Source organism: Couchioplanes caeruleus (assembly GCF_023499255.1).
GTDB classification, from domain to species: Bacteria; Actinomycetota; Actinomycetes; order Mycobacteriales; family Micromonosporaceae; genus Actinoplanes; species Actinoplanes caeruleus_A.
Map to the genome: position 1 here is coordinate 5,150,364 of NZ_CP092183.1, position 14,791 is coordinate 5,165,154.

Sequence of the window (14,791 nt, forward strand, 5' to 3'; positions counted from 1 at the left end):
AGTGTCACAGTGCCTCCGGGTGGGCAAGATCGGGTCCCGCGTATGGTTGCCGCTGTCCAAGAACACGCTTGCCCGGCGCGTTCGGTTCAGTGGCCGGAGGAGAAACACCGATGACGGGTACGGCGGAAGCGTTCTGGCTGGCGCGCCCCGGGGCGGGCGAGATCCGGCCGGCGGACGTCGCGGAGCCGGGGCCCGGGGAGGTGCTGGTCCGCACGCTGCACTCCGGCGTCAGCCGCGGCACGGAGACGCTGGTGTTCCGCGGCGGCGTGCCGGACAGCCAGCACGAGGCCATGCGCGCCCCGTTCCAGGAGGGCGGCTTCCCCGCCCCGGTGAAGTACGGCTACCTCAACGTCGGCGTCGTCGAGCGGGGCCCCGAGGAGCTCCTCGGCCGTACGGTGTTCTGCCTCTTCCCGCATCAGACCCGCTACGTCGTCCCGGCCGACGCGGTCACGGTCGTCCCGCCGCAGGTCCCGGCGCGACGGGCCGTGCTCGCCGGCACGGTGGAGACCGCGCTCAACGGCCTCTGGGACGCCGCGCCGCTGATCGGCGACCGGATCGCCGTCGTCGGCGCGGGCATGGTCGGCGCGAGCGTGGCCGCGATCCTCTCCCGCTTCCCCGGCGCCCGCGTCCAGCTCGTCGACACCGACCCGGCCAAGGGCGCCGTGGCCGCCGCGCTCGGCGTGGACTTCGCACTGCCCGCGGACGCGCACGACGACTGCGACCTGGTGGTGCACGCCAGCGCGACCGCCGCCGGGCTGACCCGCTCGCTCGAGCTGCTCGCCGCCGAGGGTACGGTCGTCGAGCTCAGCTGGTACGGCGACCGCGAGGTCAGCGTCCCGCTCGGCGAGTTCTTCCACTCCCGCCGCCTGACGGTCAGGAGCAGCCAGGTCGGCGGCATCGCCCCGGCCCGGCGCGGGCGCCGCTCGTACGCCGATCGCCTGGCGGTCGCCCTGGATCTGCTCGCCGACCCGGTGTTCGACGCCCTGATCACCGGGGAGTCGGCGTTCGCCGAGCTGCCCGCGGTGCTGCCCCGGCTCACCAGCGGGGAGCTACCGGCCCTGTGTCACCTCATCACCTACCCGACGGGAGAGTGAATGTTCAGCGTCACCGTCCGTGACCACATCATGATCGCGCACAGCTTCACCGGGGAGGTCTTCGGACCGGCCCAGAAGCTGCACGGCGCCACCTTCGTCGTGGACGCCACGTTCAAGCGTCCCGAGCTGGACGCCGACAACATCGTGGTGGACATCGGCCTGGCGAGCCAGGAGCTGCACGCGATCTGCGGCGGCCTCAGCTACCGCAACCTCGACGACGAGGCCGACTTCGCCGGGATCAACACGTCGACCGAGTACCTGGCCAAGGTCATCGCCGACCGGCTCGCCGGGAAGGCGGCCGGCGGGGCGCTGGGCGCGGGCGCGAGCGGGCTCACCGGCATCGCCGTCACGTTGCACGAGTCGCACATCGCGTGGGCGACGTACGAGCGAGACCTGTGACCGATCCGCTGTACGCGGTGCTGCCGGGCGACATCGACGACCCGGCGGCGCCGAGCGGCGGGAACACGTACGACCGGCGGGTGCTCACCGGGCTGGCGGCGAGCCGTCCGGTGCACGAGATCGCCGTCGCGGGGCCGTGGCCGCACCCGGGCGCGGAGCAGGCGCGGGAGCTGGACGACGCGGTGCGCGCGCTGCCGGACGGGGCGACCGTGCTGATGGACGGCCTGGTCGCGGGCGCGGTCCCGGAGATCGTCGAGGCACACGCCGCGCGGCTGCGGCAGGTGGTGCTGGTGCACCTGCCGCTGGGCGACGAGACCGGGGCGGCGCCGGAGCTGCCCGCCCGGGAACGCCGTACGGTGCGGGCGGCGGACGCCGTGGTGGCCACCAGCGAGGGCGCCGCCCGCCGCATCGAGGCCCTGCACGGGCTTCGGCCCGGCACCGTGCACGTCGCGCCGCCCGGCGTGGAGCCCGCGCCGCTCACCGAGCCCGGCCCGCACGGCCGGCGGCTGCTGTGCGTCGCCGCGGTCACCCCCCGCAAGGCGCAGGACGTGCTGGTCGACGCCCTGATCCGCATCGACGACCTGCCGTGGCGGTGCGTCTGCGTCGGGGCGCTCGACCGCGACCCGGCCTTCGCGGCGCGGGTGACGGCCCGCGGTGGACGGACGCGCTTCATCGGCCCCCGGACCGGTGCCGCGCTCGACGCGCAGTACGCGGCCGCCGACCTGCTCGTCCTGCCGTCGCGCGCGGAGACGTACGGGATGGTCGTCACCGAGGCGCTGGCCCGTGGCATCCCGGTGCTCGGCACCGAGGTCGAGGGGGTGCCGGAGGCGGTCGGGCGGGCCCCGGACGGCACCGTGCCCGGTGGGCTCGTCCCGCCCGGCGACGTAGAGTCCCTGGCCACGGCCCTGCGCCGGTGGCTGACCGACGCCGATCTGCGCGCCGCCTGGCGCACCTCGGCCCGCGCCCGCCGGGAGACGCTGCGCGGCTGGGACGAGACGACCCGACGACTGAGCGAGGTACTTGACCGATGACCGGAGAGTTCAGCACCGAGTGGCTGTCGCTGCGTGAGCCCGCGGACGCCGCCGCCCGCTCCACCGACCTCATCGGCCTGCTCCGGCCGGCCGGGGGCGAGATCGTCGTCCGGGACCTCGGCTGCGGGACCGGCTCGCTGGGGCGCTGGCTCGCTCCGCGGCTGCCCGGGCCGCAGCGGTGGATTCTGCAGGACCGCGACCCGGCGCTGCTGGCGTACGCCGCCGCGCACCTGCCCACCGCCGCGGCGGACGGCAGCCCGGTGACCGCCGAGACGGCTCGGGGCGACGTCACGGACCTGACCGCCGCCGACCTCGCCGGGGTGTCGCTGGTCACGTGCTCGGCGCTGCTCGACCTGTTCACCGCCGACGAGGTCACCGCGCTCGCCGAGGTGTGCGCGGCGGCCGGCGTGCCCGCGCTGTTCACGCTCTCGGTCACCGGGGAGGTCACCTTCGACCCGCCGCACCCGCTCGACGCGGAGGTGGCCGCGGCCTTCAACGAACACCAGCGCCGCGAGGTGGACGGCCGCCGGCTCCTGGGCCCGGAGGCGGTCGGCGCCGCGGCCCAGGCCTTCGCCACCGCCGGTGTGACGGTCACCACCCGATCGAGCCCGTGGCGGCTGGGTCCCGAGCACGCCGGGCTGCTCGCGGAATGGCTGCGCGGCTGGGTGGCCGCGGCCGCCGAGCAGCGCCCTGAGCTGCGGCTGGACGACTATCTCGCGGCCCGGCTCGCGGCGATCGAGGCCGGCTCGCTGCGCGCGACGGTGGACCACCAAGATCTTTACGCGCGGAAGGACTGAACCGCCCACGCCCGACCGGACGTATGAGTGTCAGGACGGCGAGCTTCAAGGGGGCGGCATGAACCGATCGATCTGGGCGTGGGCGCGGCTGCTCGGCGGGGCCGGGATCCTCGCCGTGCTGCTCTGGCGTCTGGGCACCGGGGCGTTCGTCGACGGGCTGCGGGTGATCGACGCCCCCACCCTCGGCGTCGCGTTCGCGATCGGCGTGACCACCACGGTGTTCAGCGCCTGGCGCTGGTGCCTGGTGGCCCGCGGCCTCGGCCTGCGGCTGTCGCTGCGGGGCGCGATCGCCGACTACTACAAGGCCCTGTTCATCAACGCGGCCCTGCCCGGCGGCGTGCTCGGCGACGTGGACCGGGCCGTGCAGCACGGCCGGGACGCGGGCGACGTCGGCAAAAGCGTGCGGGCGGTGGTGCTGGAACGCACGGCCGGGCAGATCGTGCTCGTCGGCGTGGGGCTCGCGGTGCTGCTGACCGTACCGTCGCCGGTGTCGTCGCATCTGCGCGAGCACGGGCCGGCGGTCGCGGTGACCGCCGCGGCCCTCGCCTCGGTCGCGGTCCTGCTCGTCGTCGCGGTCGGCCGCCTGCGCAGCGGCGCGTCCCGCTGGGCCCGAGCCGCCCGCACCGCGGTGGCCGAGATCCGCGCGGGGCTGCTGGCCCGCGGTAACTGGCCCGGCGTGCTCCTCGCCTCGACGGTCGTGCTGGCCGGGCACCTGGCCACCTTCGTCGTCGCGGCCCGCGCTGCGGGTTCGGACGCCTCGCTGCTGCGCCTCGCGCCGCTGATGCTGCTGGCCCTGCTGTCGATGGCGCTGCCGGTGAACGTCGGCGGGTGGGGGCCGCGCGAGGGCGTCACCGCCTGGGCGTTCGGCGCGGCGGGGCTCAGCGCCACCCAGGGCCTCACGATCTCCGTCGTCTACGGGCTCTTCGCCTTCGTCGCGGCCCTGCCCGGCCTGGTGATCATCGCCACCCGGGCCGCGGGCCGGGCCCGGGCGCGGGCGGCGGCGCGAGCGGCCTCGCGGGCCCTCCCGGCCGCGACAATTGTGGAGATTGCACCGGTCCGCCCTGCCGCCCGCCCGGTCCGGGAGTTGGTCGGCAGCGGTGCGTGAGGGTGCCGCCACCCTCGGCGCGGATTATGTTGGTCCGGTGGAAGATCGGCCGTACGTCCTGCTGAGCTGCGGCATGTCCATCGACGGATATGTCGACAGCGCCGACGACGAGCGGCTGCTGCTCTCCAACGACGCCGACTTCGACCGGGTCGACGAGGTCCGCGCCGGCTGCGACGCGATCCTGGTCGGCGCCGGCACCGTCCGCCGGGACAACCCGCGGCTGCTGATCCGCGACGAGACCCGGCGCAAGGCCCGCGAGACGCGCGGGCAGTCACCGGATCCCGTCAAGGTCACCGTCACCGGCAGCTGCGACCTGGACCCGGAAGCCCGGTTCTTCACCCTCGGCGACGCCGCCAAGCTGGTGTACTGCGCCACCCCGGCGATGCCGTCGGCCCGGCGCCGGCTGGGCCACCTCGCCACGGTCGTGGACGGCGGCGACCCGGTCGACCTGCGCCGGGTCACCGGTGACCTGGCCACGCGCGGCGTCGCCCGGCTCATGGTGGAGGGCGGCGGCACCGTCCACACCCAGTTCCTGACCGCCGGGCTCGCGGACGAGTTGCAGCTGGTCGTCGCGCCGTTCTTCGTGGGCGACTCCAAGGCGCCGCGCTTCGTCGGCGACGGCGACTTCCCGTGGTGCGCGCAACGCCGCGCGCAGCTCGCCGGTGTCCGCCGGATCGGCGACGTGGTGCTGCTGCGCTACGCGCTGTCCGACCGGTTCCAGGACTGAGACCCCGGCCGCCGGGGGCAAGCAGAAGATGACCATCGAGAATGGGGGGCCGATGTCCGAAGCGCCGGGCTGGAGGGACGTTCCGGGAGCGACGGTACGCACGCGCGTCACGGTGCCACTGCGCTTCGCCGACGGCTACGCGACCACCGCCCGGGTGCTCACGTTCGACGGGCTGATCGACGGCCGGGAGCACCTCGCGCTGGGGCTGGGCGACTGGGAGCGGGCGGTCCTCGACGCGCCCCTGGTCCGCCCGCACAGCGAATGCCTCACCGGCGACGTCTTCGGAAGCCAGCGCTGCGACTGCGGGCCGCAGCTGCGCGAGGCCGTCGAGCGGATCGCCACCGCCGGCGGGCTCCTGCTCTACCTGCGCCAGGAGGGCCGCGGCATCGGCCTGTACGCCAAGCTCGACGCGTACGCGCTGCAGGAGGCGGGGCTGGACACGTACGAGGCGAACGTGGCGCTGGGCCGCGGCGAGGACGAGCGCGACTACACGGCGGCGGCGCAGATGCTGCTGGCGCTCGGGGCGGACAAGGTCCGGCTGCTCAGCAACAACCCCGACAAGGCCGCTCAGCTGCAGGCGTGCGGCGTCGAGGTGAAGGAGCGCATCCCGACGGGCGTGCACCTGTCCCCGGCCAACCTGCGCTACCTCGCCACGAAGGCCACCCACACCGCGCACACCCTCGACCTGCCCGGACTCTAGGGGCGGCCGCACCCGCCGGGCGACGTGCGGCTCCGGCGGTCGGGCACGATGATGGCTTGACGGCGTCGAGGTGGGAAGCGCGGTGGGATGGACGCAGAGCGAGCCGGTGACCCGGAGGTGGTCACCTCGGCGGCGGAGCAGATGCCGTTCATCCTCATCGTCTGCGAGGGCGCGGACCTGCGCCTGGCGTACGTCAACGCGGCCACCCGGGCGCTGATCCCGGGCCGGGAGACCCTGGGCAGGCCGCTCGGCGAGGTGTTCCCCGACGTCGGCGGGCAGCAGTGGATCGACCTGTACGCCGAGGTCCTGCACTCCGGCGTACCGATGCGGGGCGTCGAATGGCGGGCGACCCTGACCCGCCCCGACGGCTCGGTGCACGAGATCTACACCACGTTCTCCATCAGTCCGTGGCGGCACGCCGACGGCAGGATCCGCGGCGTCATCGGGGCAGGCTTCGACGTGACGCCGATGGTGCAGGCCCGGCTCGACGCCGAGAGCCGGGCGGAACACCTGCAGGAGCGCTACGAGAAGACCCTGGACGTCGTCACCGCCCTGCAGCGCGAGCTGCTCCCGCACGGGCTCCCCGTGCTGCCGGGCGCGCAGATCGGGGCGAGTTACCTGCTCGCCGACACCGACCGGGCGGCGGGCGGCGACTGGTTCGAGGCGGTCGCACGCGAGGACGGCACGGTCGCGCTGGTCGTCGGCGACGTCGTGGGGCACGGGGTGGCGGCGTCCGGTGTGATGGGACAGCTGCGCGCGGTGCTGCAGGACCGGCTCGCCGGCGGCGCGGACGTCGCCGAGGCGCTGGACGCCGCGGACCGCTTCGCGCGGCGCAACCCCGCCGCGCACGCGACCACCGTGTGTCTCGTCGTGCTGGATCCGCGCAATGGTGACGTCGCGTACTGCACGGCCGGGCATCCCCCGCCGCTGTTGATCCGCGCCGACGGTGACACCCGCTACCTGCCGTCCAGCGGCGCCGCGCCGCTGGGCACCGGCGACGGCTTCGCGGTCTGCGAGGAGCACCTCGAGGTTGGCGACGTCCTGCTGCTGCACAGCGACGGCATCCTGGAGCGGCCGGGCCTGACCGTGCCCGCCGGCCGCGCCGAGCTCGCCCGGGTCGCCGCGTCGGCGGCCATCGGACGGGCGTTGCACGCCCCGCACGACACCGCCGCCGAGCGGGTCTGCAGCCAGACCGTCGAGCTGCTGGTACGGATCAGCGGGCACAGCGACGACATCACCCTGCTCGCCGCGCAACGGGTCCCGCCGCCACCGGAGCTGGTCCTGGAGCTGCCGGCGGAGCTGTCCTCGCTGCGCGCCTCGCGGGCGGCCGTCACCGACTGGCTCACGGCCGCCGGGGCGACCGACGACGACGCGTTCGTGCTGCAGCACGCGCTGAGCGAGCTGGTCACCAACGCGATCGAGCACGGGTACGACGGCCGCTCCGGCGGGCACGTCCGGATGACCGTGCGGCTCGACCCGCTCGGCGAGGTCGTCGCCGAGGTCCGCGACCGGGGCGCCTGGCGCGAGCCGGCCCGCGAGTCGCTGCGCGGGCGGGGGCTGGCGCTGACCACCCAGCTCGTCGGCGACCTGCGGGTGGAGCCCGGGCCGGCGGGCACGGTGGCGACGCTGCGGCACAAACTGGTCCGCCCGGCCCGCGCACCGGGGGTCGTCCGCCGCCCGGGCGCGCAGCCGGGCGGCACCGAGCCGATGCGCGTCGAGGAGGCCGGCCCGGACGAGGTGCGCGTCACCGGCCCGGTCGACGCCGGCACCGCCACCCACCTGCGGCAGGACCTGCTGCGCCGCAGCCGCGGCGGTGCGCTCCCGCTCGTCGTGGACCTGACCGGGGTGACGCTGCTGGCCAGCGCCGGGGTGTCCGCCCTGCACCACGTCGCCGAGCGGCACCGGCGGCAGGGCGCCCCGCTGGACCTGCACGCGGCCCGCGGCAGCACCGCCCAGCTCGTCCTCGACCTGGTGGCGCTGCCGCACCGGATCACTCAGGCCGGGCACACCGCCCCGCGCTGAGGAACCACCAGGCCGGTCAGGTACGCGTCGACGGCCGCCCGCATGCACCCCGAGCCGCTGTTGTACGAGCCGTGCCCGGCACCGGCGTACGTGAGCAGCACCCCGGACCGGCCGAGCTGGCGCGAGACGGACAGCGCCCAGTTGTAGCCGCTCGCCGGGTCGTGCCGCGCGTTGATCTGCAGCAGCGGCGTACGCGTGTGCACGTCGAGGCGGTGCTGCGGGTTCGCCACGGGCCGGGGCCAGCCCAGGCACATGCCGGCCGCCATGACGCCCGCCGAGTAGCGCAGGTCCCGGGTCTGCGCCCGTTTCAGCTCCCCGGCGTACTGGCGGTAGTCGCGGAACGGCAGCGCCCAGTCGTTGCAGAACACGGCCGAGACGGGCGGGGACGGGGCGGCCCGCTCCGCCGGCTCGTGGTCGAGCAGGGTCCGCATCGTCGCCGCGAGGCTCGCGTAGTCCGGGCCGTACAGGTACCGGTGCGCGGTGACGGTGAGGTCCCAGGCCGACAGGTTGATCGCGCCCCGGTCGGCGTCGGCCATCAGCCGGGCCCACGCGGCGTGCGCGTCGTGCCGTGGCAGATCGCATGCGGTCTGCGCGCACCACCGGGCGAACGCGTCGAAGGAGTCCTGCAGCGCCCACGCCTGCGTCCGCAGGAAGCCCCGCGTGTCCTGACTGTGGTCGACCGCGCTCTCGAGCACGATCGCCCGGACCCGGGACGGGTAGCGCTCGGCGTACTCCTCGCCGAGGAGGGTGCCGTACGAGCTGCCGTGGAAGGTCAGCCGGGGCTCGCCCAGGGCGGCGCGCAGGGCGTCGAGGTCGCGTACGGTGCTCGCCGTGTCGGCGTGGCCGAACAGGGCCCCGTACGTGTCGCGGCACCGGTCCCAGAGGGCGCGGTTGTCCCGGACGCGCTGATCGAATTCGGCCTGGCTGTGCACGACCGGGTCGGCGTACGCGGGCGTGCACGGCATCGCGTGGCTCCGGCCCACCCCGCGGGGGTCGAAGCTGACGATGTCGAAGCGGCGCTGCAGCTCCGGGCTGAACCGGCCGATCCCGGTCTCGACGCGTGCGGTGCCGGAGTCGCCGGGGCCGCCCGGGCCGAAGACGAGCGTGCCGGCGCGGGCGGCCGGGTCGAGCGCTCGGCGGCGCGCGACGGCCAGCTCGAACGTCTCGCCGGCCGGGTCGGCCCAGTCGACGGGGAGCCGCAGCGTGGCGCACTCCGGGGCGGGAGCCCTCCCGCTCGCCGTGGGCACCGGCGTTCCGCTCGCCGCGGGGGCGGGCGTTCCGGTGGGGGCGCACGGGTGCCAGCTGAGCGTGGGTGGCCGGGCGTGGGCGGGCATGGCCACGAGCGCGCCGGCGGCCAGCGCGAGGACCAGGGGTCGGGCGATCATCATGCGTCGATGCTTCGCCCCGGCCGCCGCACGGTCATCAGGGTGTTCCCCGGAGCGGTCCCCTAAGGCGGCCGACGGCGCTGACCGCACGCCGGGTCCCCGGGCAGGTCGCGGCCGCCGTACGGTCGCTGTCCACAGGGCCCGGAGCGGACGGCGGCGGAGTCACTAAACTCGCGGGGTGACTTCCGCTCCCCCGCTCACCGGCCCCGCGTACGACGTGCTCAACCGCGTGTTCGGCTACGCCGAGTTCCGCGGCGGGCAGCACGAGATCATCGAGCACGTCATCGCCGGTGGCGACGCGCTGGTGCTCATGCCCACCGGCGGCGGCAAGTCGCTGTGCTACCAGATCCCCGCGCTGGTGCGCCCGGGCACCGGCGTGGTGATCTCGCCGCTGATCGCGCTGATGCAGGACCAGGTCGACGCGCTGCGCACGCTCGGCGTGCGGGCCGGCTTCCTCAACTCGACCCAGGAGTCGCACGAGCGGCGCCGCACCGAGCAGCAGTTCCTCGCCGGCGAGCTGGACCTGCTCTACGTCGCGCCCGAGGGCCTCGGTTCGCCGGCCACCCAGCGGCTGCTCGACCAGGGCAGGATCGCCCTGTTCGCGATCGACGAGGCGCACTGCGTCGCCCAGTGGGGCCACGACTTCCGCCCCGACTACCTCAACCTGTCGATGCTGCACGAGCGCTGGCCCGACGTGCCGCGCATCGCGCTGACCGCCACCGCGACCAGCGCCACCCGCGAGGAGATCGCGACCCGGCTCGACCTGACCGGCGCCCGGCACTTCACCGCGAGCTTCGACCGGCCCAACATCCAGTACCGGATCGTGGGGAAGAACGAGCCCCGCCGCCAGCTGCTCGAGCTGCTGCGCACCGAGCACGCCGGCGACGCCGGCATCGTCTACTGCCTGTCGCGCGCCTCGGTGGAGAAGACCGCCGAGTTCCTCACCCAGCAGGGCATCGCCGCCCTGCCGTACCACGCCGGCCTCGACGCGCAGACCCGCGCGGCGAACCAGAGCCGGTTTTTGCGCGAGGACGGCCTGGTCATGGTCGCGACGATCGCGTTCGGCATGGGCATCGACAAGCCGGACGTGCGGTTCGTGGCGCACCTCGACCTGCCCAAGTCGGTGGAGGGCTACTACCAGGAGACCGGGCGCGCCGGGCGCGACGGGCTGCCGTCGACGGCGTGGCTGGCGTACGGGCTGCAGGACGTGGTCCAGCAGCGCAAGATGATCGAGACCTCGGACGGCGACGCGGCGCACCGGCGCAACCTGGGCGCGCACCTCGACGCGATGCTCGCGCTGTGCGAGACGGTCCAGTGCCGCCGCGCGCAGCTGCTCGCCTACTTCGGCCAGGCCGCGGAGCCGTCCTGCGGCAACTGCGACACCTGCCTGAACCCGCCGGAGTCGTGGGACGGCACGATCCCGGCCCAGAAGCTGCTCTCCACGGTGCTGCGGCTGCAGCGCGAGCGGGGGCAGAAGTTCGGCGCCGGCCAGTCCATCGACATCCTGCTCGGCAAGACCACCGAGAAGGTGACCCAGTTCCGCCACCACGAGCTGTCGGTGTTCGGCATCGGCACCGACCTGCGCGAGCAGGAGTGGCGCGGCGTGGTCCGCCAGCTGCTGGCCCAGGGGCTGCTCGCGGTCGAGGGCGACTACGGCACGCTGGTGCTCACCGATGCCAGCGGCAGCGTCCTGCGCCGCGAGCGGGAGGTCATGCTGCGCCGTGAGCCGGAGCGCACCCGCGCGCCCCGGGCCCGGCGCACGTCCTCCGGCGGCGGCGGGGCGGCGCCCGCGGCGGACCTCGACCCGGCGGGCGCGGCGGCCTTCGAGCGGCTGCGCGCCTGGCGGGCCTCGGCGGCGAAGGAGGCCGGCGTCCCGGCGTACGTGATCTTCCACGACGCGACCCTGCGCCAGATCGCCGCATTGCAGCCCGGTTCGCTGGCGGAGCTGTCCACCGTCAGCGGCGTCGGCGAGAACAAGCTCGCGAAGTACGGCCAGCCGGTCCTCGAGGCCCTCGCCGCCGGGTAAATCGGTGCCGGGAGGGCCCGGCGGCGTGCCATGCTGCGGCATCGCTTCGAGAGGTTCGAGAGGGAAGACCATGACGCATGCAGTTCGGTGAGGCCGTCGACCACCACCTGAGCACGATCGCCGCCCGTGACCTGAACGCGTTCCTCGCGACCGTGCACGACGACGTGAGCCTCGTCGCCCCGAACGGGCGGTTGCTCGCCGGCCGGGACGAGGTGGCCGCCTTCCACCGGGAGTGGTTCGGCGACCCGGACTGGAGCTGGGCCCTCGAGCCGCTGCGGCGCACCGAGGCGGGCGGCACGGGCGTCGCGATCCACGGGGTCACGTACAGCGACCTCGACGCCGATGGCAAGCCGTACACGATGACGTACGTGCTGACGCTCGTCTTCGCCCGGATCGGCGGCGCGTGGCTCCTGCTGCACGACCAGAACACGGTCACCTGAGGTCATGACGACCGATTTCGACGATGCGACCCGGGGCCGGATGGCGGCGATCGAGGCGAACTGGGACGAGCGCACGCCCATCCACCTGGCGAGCCGGTTCTACGACGTGGCGGGCCGGGACCCGGAGGACTGGTTCGCCGCGTACGAATGGGCCGACCTCGGGGACCTCTCCGGCAAAGACGTGCTGCACCTGCAGTGTCACCTGGGCACCGAGACGGTCGCGTTCGCACGCCGGGGCGCGCGGACGGTCACCGGGCTCGACCTGTCCGGCGCCGCCGTCGAGGCCGCCCGGCGCATCGCCGCGGACGCCGGGGCGGCGATCGAGTACGTGCAGGGCAACGTGTACGACGCGGCGGCGCTGCTCGGCGGGCGCCGGTTCGACGTGGTCTACACCGGCAAGGGCGCGCTGTGCTACCTGCCGGACCTGCAGCGCTGGGCCGCGGTCGTCGCCGGCCTGCTGCGCCCCGGCGGGGTCGCGTACGTCGCCGAGTTCCATCCGGTGCTGCGCTCGCTCGGGCTGGTCGACCCGGAACCCGACAACGCGCTGACGCTGCGCCACGACATGCTGGGCGGCCGGGGTGCGGCGGAGCTCGACGCCACGTACACGTACACCGACGGGCCCGCGCTGACCTCGGCCACCACGAGTTACGAGTGGGAGCACGGGCTGGGCGAGGTGGTCACCGCGCTGAGCCGGGCCGGGCTGGCCGTACGGTCGCTGACCGAGAGCGACGAGCTGCCCTGGCCGCGGTGGCCGCACATGGAGCGCACCGCGCGGGGATGGTGGCGGCTCCCGGGCACCGCACCGAAAGTGCCCCTGTTCTACGCCCTGCTCGCAGAAGCCTCAAGCACGGACCCGGGTGGCCGATCAGTCACGGCGTGAACCCCATGGTGCCGTTCCCGCTGCCGGGCACTCAGCTCGTGCACGTCGGCCGGCAGCCGATCTTCGACGTGCGCGGCGACGTCGTCGCCTACGAGCTGCTGTTCCGCGGCAGCATGGACGCGGTCGAGGCCGGCCGCCGCGACACGTACGCGACGAGCCAGGTGATCGTCAACACGTTCACCGAGTTCGGCATCGACGAGGTCGTCGGGGACCGTACCTGCTTCATCAACATGACCCGGGAGTTCCTGACCGGCGAGCTGACCCTGCCGTTCGGCCCCGAGCACGTCGTCCTGGAGGTCCTCGAGAGCGTCGACGTCGACGACGAGGTGATCGCGGGCATCACCGCGCTGGTCGGGCAGGGCTACCGCATCGCGCTGGACGACTTCGTCTGGGGCTCCGGGCACGAACGGCTGCTGCCGCTGGCCTCGTACGTGAAGCTCGATCTGCTGCAGGGCGACCTGTCGCACCTCGACGAGATCGTCAAGGCGTGCCGCGAGTTCCCCGACATCCAGATCGTCGCCGAGGGCCTGGAGACCGGCGAGCACCTCGCGCTGAGCAACCGCTACGGCTTCGAGCTGCGCCAGGGGTACGTGCTGAGCCGCCCGCAGGTACTGACCGCGACCAGCCTGACCCCGTCGAAGCTGCGCCGCCTCGAGCTGCTCGGGGAGCTGAGCGCCGCGGACGCCGACCTCGAGAAGATCCTGCGCATCATCGCCGGCGACCCCGCGCTCACGATGCGGGTGCTGCGCGCCAGCAACTCGGCCGCCGTGGGGGCGACCAGCCGCGTGTCCTCCGTACGCCAGGCCGTGGTCATGCTCGGCCTCGCCCACATCCGGCAGTGGGCGATGCTCATGGTCGTCGACGACGTCGCGGAGGCGACCGAGGCGCAGATGGCCGAGGCGCTGACCCGGGCCCGGCTCTGCGAGAACGTCGCGCCGGCCTTCGGCGCGAGCGCCGACGCCGCCTTCATGGCCGGCCTGATCACCGCGGTCGCGGGCCTGCTCGCGATGAGCCCGGCGGCGGTGGCCCACCAGCTGCCGCTGAGCCCGGAGGTGGCCTCGGCGCTGGAGCGCGGCACCGGCCCGCTGGGGCAGGTGCTGCGGGTGGTCAACGCGTACGAGCGCGGCGACCTGAGCGAGGTCGCGGCGGCGTACGCGGGCGAGGACCTGTCCGGCACCGTCATGGCGGCGATGCGCTGGTCGACGATGGCCGTGGCGGCCACCCAGACCGCCGTTGCCTAAGTCCTACTGAAAAAGTAGGCTTTGCGGTATGACCAGCCAGCCACCGGCCGCCCGCCTCGCCGGTCCCGCCGACACCGCGACCTACGGCGAGTACCGCATCCCGGACACCCCCGGGCCGCTGCTGCGCTTCACCGGCCGCATCACCGACGACGGCGAGTTCACCGCCCGGCCGCAGCGCTACCACGTGTACGGCGGCTGGTTCTGCCCCTGGTCGCACCGGGTCGCCATCACCCGCACCCTGGCCGGCCTCGACGACGTCGTCAGCATGTCCTTCGTGGACGGCGAGCGCGACGGTCGCGGCTGGGCGTTCCGCGAACAGTACGGGCCCGACCCGGTCAACGGCGTCGCTTTCCTGCGCGAGGTGTACGAGGCCGGCGAGGAGGGCTTCGACGGGCACGTGTCCGTACCGGCCCTGTGGGACCGCGTCCACTCCCGCCTGGTCAGCAACGACAGCCACACCATCGGCATCGACCTGGCCACCCGCTTCCGCCACCTCGCGACGCCGCTCGTGGACACGTACCCGGAACACCTGCGCGACCGGATCGAGGAGCTGGACCGCTGGCTCGGCCCGGCGGTCAACCACGGCGCCGGCGCGGCGACCCGCCCCGGCCCGGCCCGCGCGGCGCTGCTGGAGGCCTTCGAACAGCTCGACGACCGGCTCTCCCGCTCCCGCTACCTGCTCGGCGACGCGCTGACCGAGGCCGACATCCGCCTGTGGGTCACGCTGGTCCGCTACGACGTCGGCGCCAACGCAGCCCGCACGATCAACCCGGGGCTGCACGTGTACCCGCACCTGTGGTCGTACGCCCGCGACCTCTACACGATCCCGGCCTTCCGCGACACGACGGACTTCGCGACCTTCAGCCGCCCGGACGCGACCCTCCCGGACTGGTCCGCCCCCGCCGACCGCTGAGCGCCGCAGCTCGCCGCTGCGCCCGGACGCG

Annotated in this window: 14 protein-coding genes; 13 read left to right on the forward strand and 1 reads right to left on the reverse strand. The window is 74.4% G+C overall.

Annotated elements, in window-relative coordinates; translation table 11 throughout:
• Positions 1–110: 110 nt before the first annotated feature.
• The 8 genes from COUCH_RS23900 to COUCH_RS23935 all read left to right on the forward strand — a co-directional run bounded on the left by COUCH_RS23900 (position 111) and on the right by COUCH_RS23935 (position 7,875).
• Positions 111–1,094 carry a zinc-dependent alcohol dehydrogenase gene (locus COUCH_RS23900; protein WP_249607426.1) on the forward strand — a complete coding sequence of 328 codons (984 nt, stop codon included), beginning with the start codon at positions 111–113 and terminating at the stop codon, positions 1,092–1,094.
• Entirely contained in the window at positions 1,095–1,493 is a 399-nt protein-coding gene (locus COUCH_RS23905; RefSeq protein WP_249607427.1) for a 6-pyruvoyl trahydropterin synthase family protein, read from the forward strand.
• A complete protein-coding gene (locus COUCH_RS23910; protein ID WP_249607428.1) occupies positions 1,490–2,524 on the forward strand; it encodes a glycosyltransferase family 4 protein in 1,035 nt (344 codons plus the stop codon). The genes COUCH_RS23905 and COUCH_RS23910 overlap by 4 nt, the downstream gene beginning before the upstream one ends.
• Positions 2,521–3,321: a methyltransferase domain-containing protein gene (locus COUCH_RS23915; protein WP_249607429.1), complete on the forward strand. Its 801-nt coding sequence runs from the start codon at positions 2,521–2,523 to the stop codon at positions 3,319–3,321. Before COUCH_RS23910 ends, COUCH_RS23915 begins: the two co-directional genes overlap by 4 nt.
• Before the next feature lie 58 nt (positions 3,322–3,379).
• The gene (locus tag COUCH_RS23920; RefSeq protein ID WP_249607430.1) at positions 3,380–4,426 is read left to right on the forward strand and encodes a lysylphosphatidylglycerol synthase transmembrane domain-containing protein; all 1,047 of its coding nucleotides are present in this window, start codon (positions 3,380–3,382) and stop codon (positions 4,424–4,426) included.
• A gap of 37 nt (positions 4,427–4,463) precedes the next feature.
• Positions 4,464–5,153, forward strand: coding sequence for a RibD family protein (locus tag COUCH_RS23925; protein WP_249607431.1), 690 nt, complete (start codon positions 4,464–4,466; stop codon positions 5,151–5,153).
• 52 nt (positions 5,154–5,205) lie between these two features.
• A complete protein-coding gene (locus COUCH_RS23930; RefSeq protein ID WP_249607432.1) occupies positions 5,206–5,853 on the forward strand; it encodes a GTP cyclohydrolase II in 648 nt (215 codons plus the stop codon).
• 87 nt (positions 5,854–5,940) lie between these two features.
• Positions 5,941–7,875, forward strand: a complete 1,935-nt coding sequence (locus COUCH_RS23935; RefSeq protein ID WP_249607433.1) for a SpoIIE family protein phosphatase — start codon at positions 5,941–5,943, stop codon at positions 7,873–7,875.
• Here the strand turns inward: COUCH_RS23935 and COUCH_RS23940 are convergent.
• Positions 7,848–9,260 carry an alpha/beta hydrolase gene (locus COUCH_RS23940; RefSeq protein WP_249613793.1) on the reverse strand — a complete coding sequence of 471 codons (1,413 nt, stop codon included), beginning with the start codon at positions 9,258–9,260 and terminating at the stop codon, positions 7,848–7,850. The genes COUCH_RS23935 and COUCH_RS23940 overlap by 28 nt on opposite strands.
• Positions 9,261–9,438: 178 nt before the next feature.
• Between COUCH_RS23940 and recQ the strand changes: the two genes are divergently transcribed.
• The 5 genes from recQ (at position 9,439) to COUCH_RS23965 (ending at position 14,760) form a co-directional block, all read left to right on the forward strand.
• On the forward strand, positions 9,439–11,286 hold the full coding sequence (recQ, locus tag COUCH_RS23945) for a DNA helicase RecQ (RefSeq protein WP_249607434.1): 1,848 nt from the start codon (positions 9,439–9,441) through the stop codon (positions 11,284–11,286).
• A gap of 77 nt (positions 11,287–11,363) precedes the next feature.
• Positions 11,364–11,726: a YybH family protein gene (locus tag COUCH_RS23950; RefSeq protein WP_249607435.1), complete on the forward strand. Its 363-nt coding sequence runs from the start codon at positions 11,364–11,366 to the stop codon at positions 11,724–11,726.
• Positions 11,727–11,730: 4 nt separating this feature from the next.
• Entirely contained in the window at positions 11,731–12,606 is an 876-nt protein-coding gene (locus COUCH_RS23955) for a class I SAM-dependent methyltransferase (RefSeq protein ID WP_249607436.1), read from the forward strand.
• A 5-nt stretch (positions 12,607–12,611) separates the two neighbouring features.
• Positions 12,612–13,847, forward strand: coding sequence for an EAL and HDOD domain-containing protein (locus COUCH_RS23960; RefSeq protein WP_249613794.1), 1,236 nt, complete (start codon positions 12,612–12,614; stop codon positions 13,845–13,847).
• Between the two features lie 28 nt (positions 13,848–13,875).
• A complete protein-coding gene (locus COUCH_RS23965) occupies positions 13,876–14,760 on the forward strand; it encodes a glutathione S-transferase C-terminal domain-containing protein (RefSeq protein WP_249607437.1) in 885 nt (294 codons plus the stop codon).
• The last annotated feature ends 31 nt before the right edge of the window (positions 14,761–14,791 follow it).

Bases quoted from the DNA above. Each gene is read 5' to 3' on its own strand.
- COUCH_RS23900 (WP_249607426.1), top strand. From the start codon at position 111: ATGACGGGTACGGCGGAAGCGTTCTGGCTGGCGCGCCCCGGGGCGGGC.
- COUCH_RS23905 (WP_249607427.1), top strand. From the start codon at position 1,095: ATGTTCAGCGTCACCGTCCGTGACCACATCATGATCGCGCACAGCTTC.
- COUCH_RS23915 (WP_249607429.1), top strand. From the start codon at position 2,521: ATGACCGGAGAGTTCAGCACCGAGTGGCTGTCGCTGCGTGAGCCCGCG.
- COUCH_RS23920 (WP_249607430.1), top strand. From the start codon at position 3,380: ATGAACCGATCGATCTGGGCGTGGGCGCGGCTGCTCGGCGGGGCCGGG.
- COUCH_RS23930 (WP_249607432.1), top strand. From the start codon at position 5,206: ATGTCCGAAGCGCCGGGCTGGAGGGACGTTCCGGGAGCGACGGTACGC.
- COUCH_RS23935 (WP_249607433.1), top strand. From the start codon at position 5,941: ATGGACGCAGAGCGAGCCGGTGACCCGGAGGTGGTCACCTCGGCGGCG.
- COUCH_RS23940 (WP_249613793.1), bottom strand. From the start codon at position 9,260: ATGATCGCCCGACCCCTGGTCCTCGCGCTGGCCGCCGGCGCGCTCGTG.
- COUCH_RS23950 (WP_249607435.1), top strand. From the start codon at position 11,364: ATGCAGTTCGGTGAGGCCGTCGACCACCACCTGAGCACGATCGCCGCC.
- COUCH_RS23955 (WP_249607436.1), top strand. From the start codon at position 11,731: ATGACGACCGATTTCGACGATGCGACCCGGGGCCGGATGGCGGCGATC.
- COUCH_RS23960 (WP_249613794.1), top strand. From the start codon at position 12,612: ATGGTGCCGTTCCCGCTGCCGGGCACTCAGCTCGTGCACGTCGGCCGG.
- COUCH_RS23965 (WP_249607437.1), top strand. From the start codon at position 13,876: ATGACCAGCCAGCCACCGGCCGCCCGCCTCGCCGGTCCCGCCGACACC.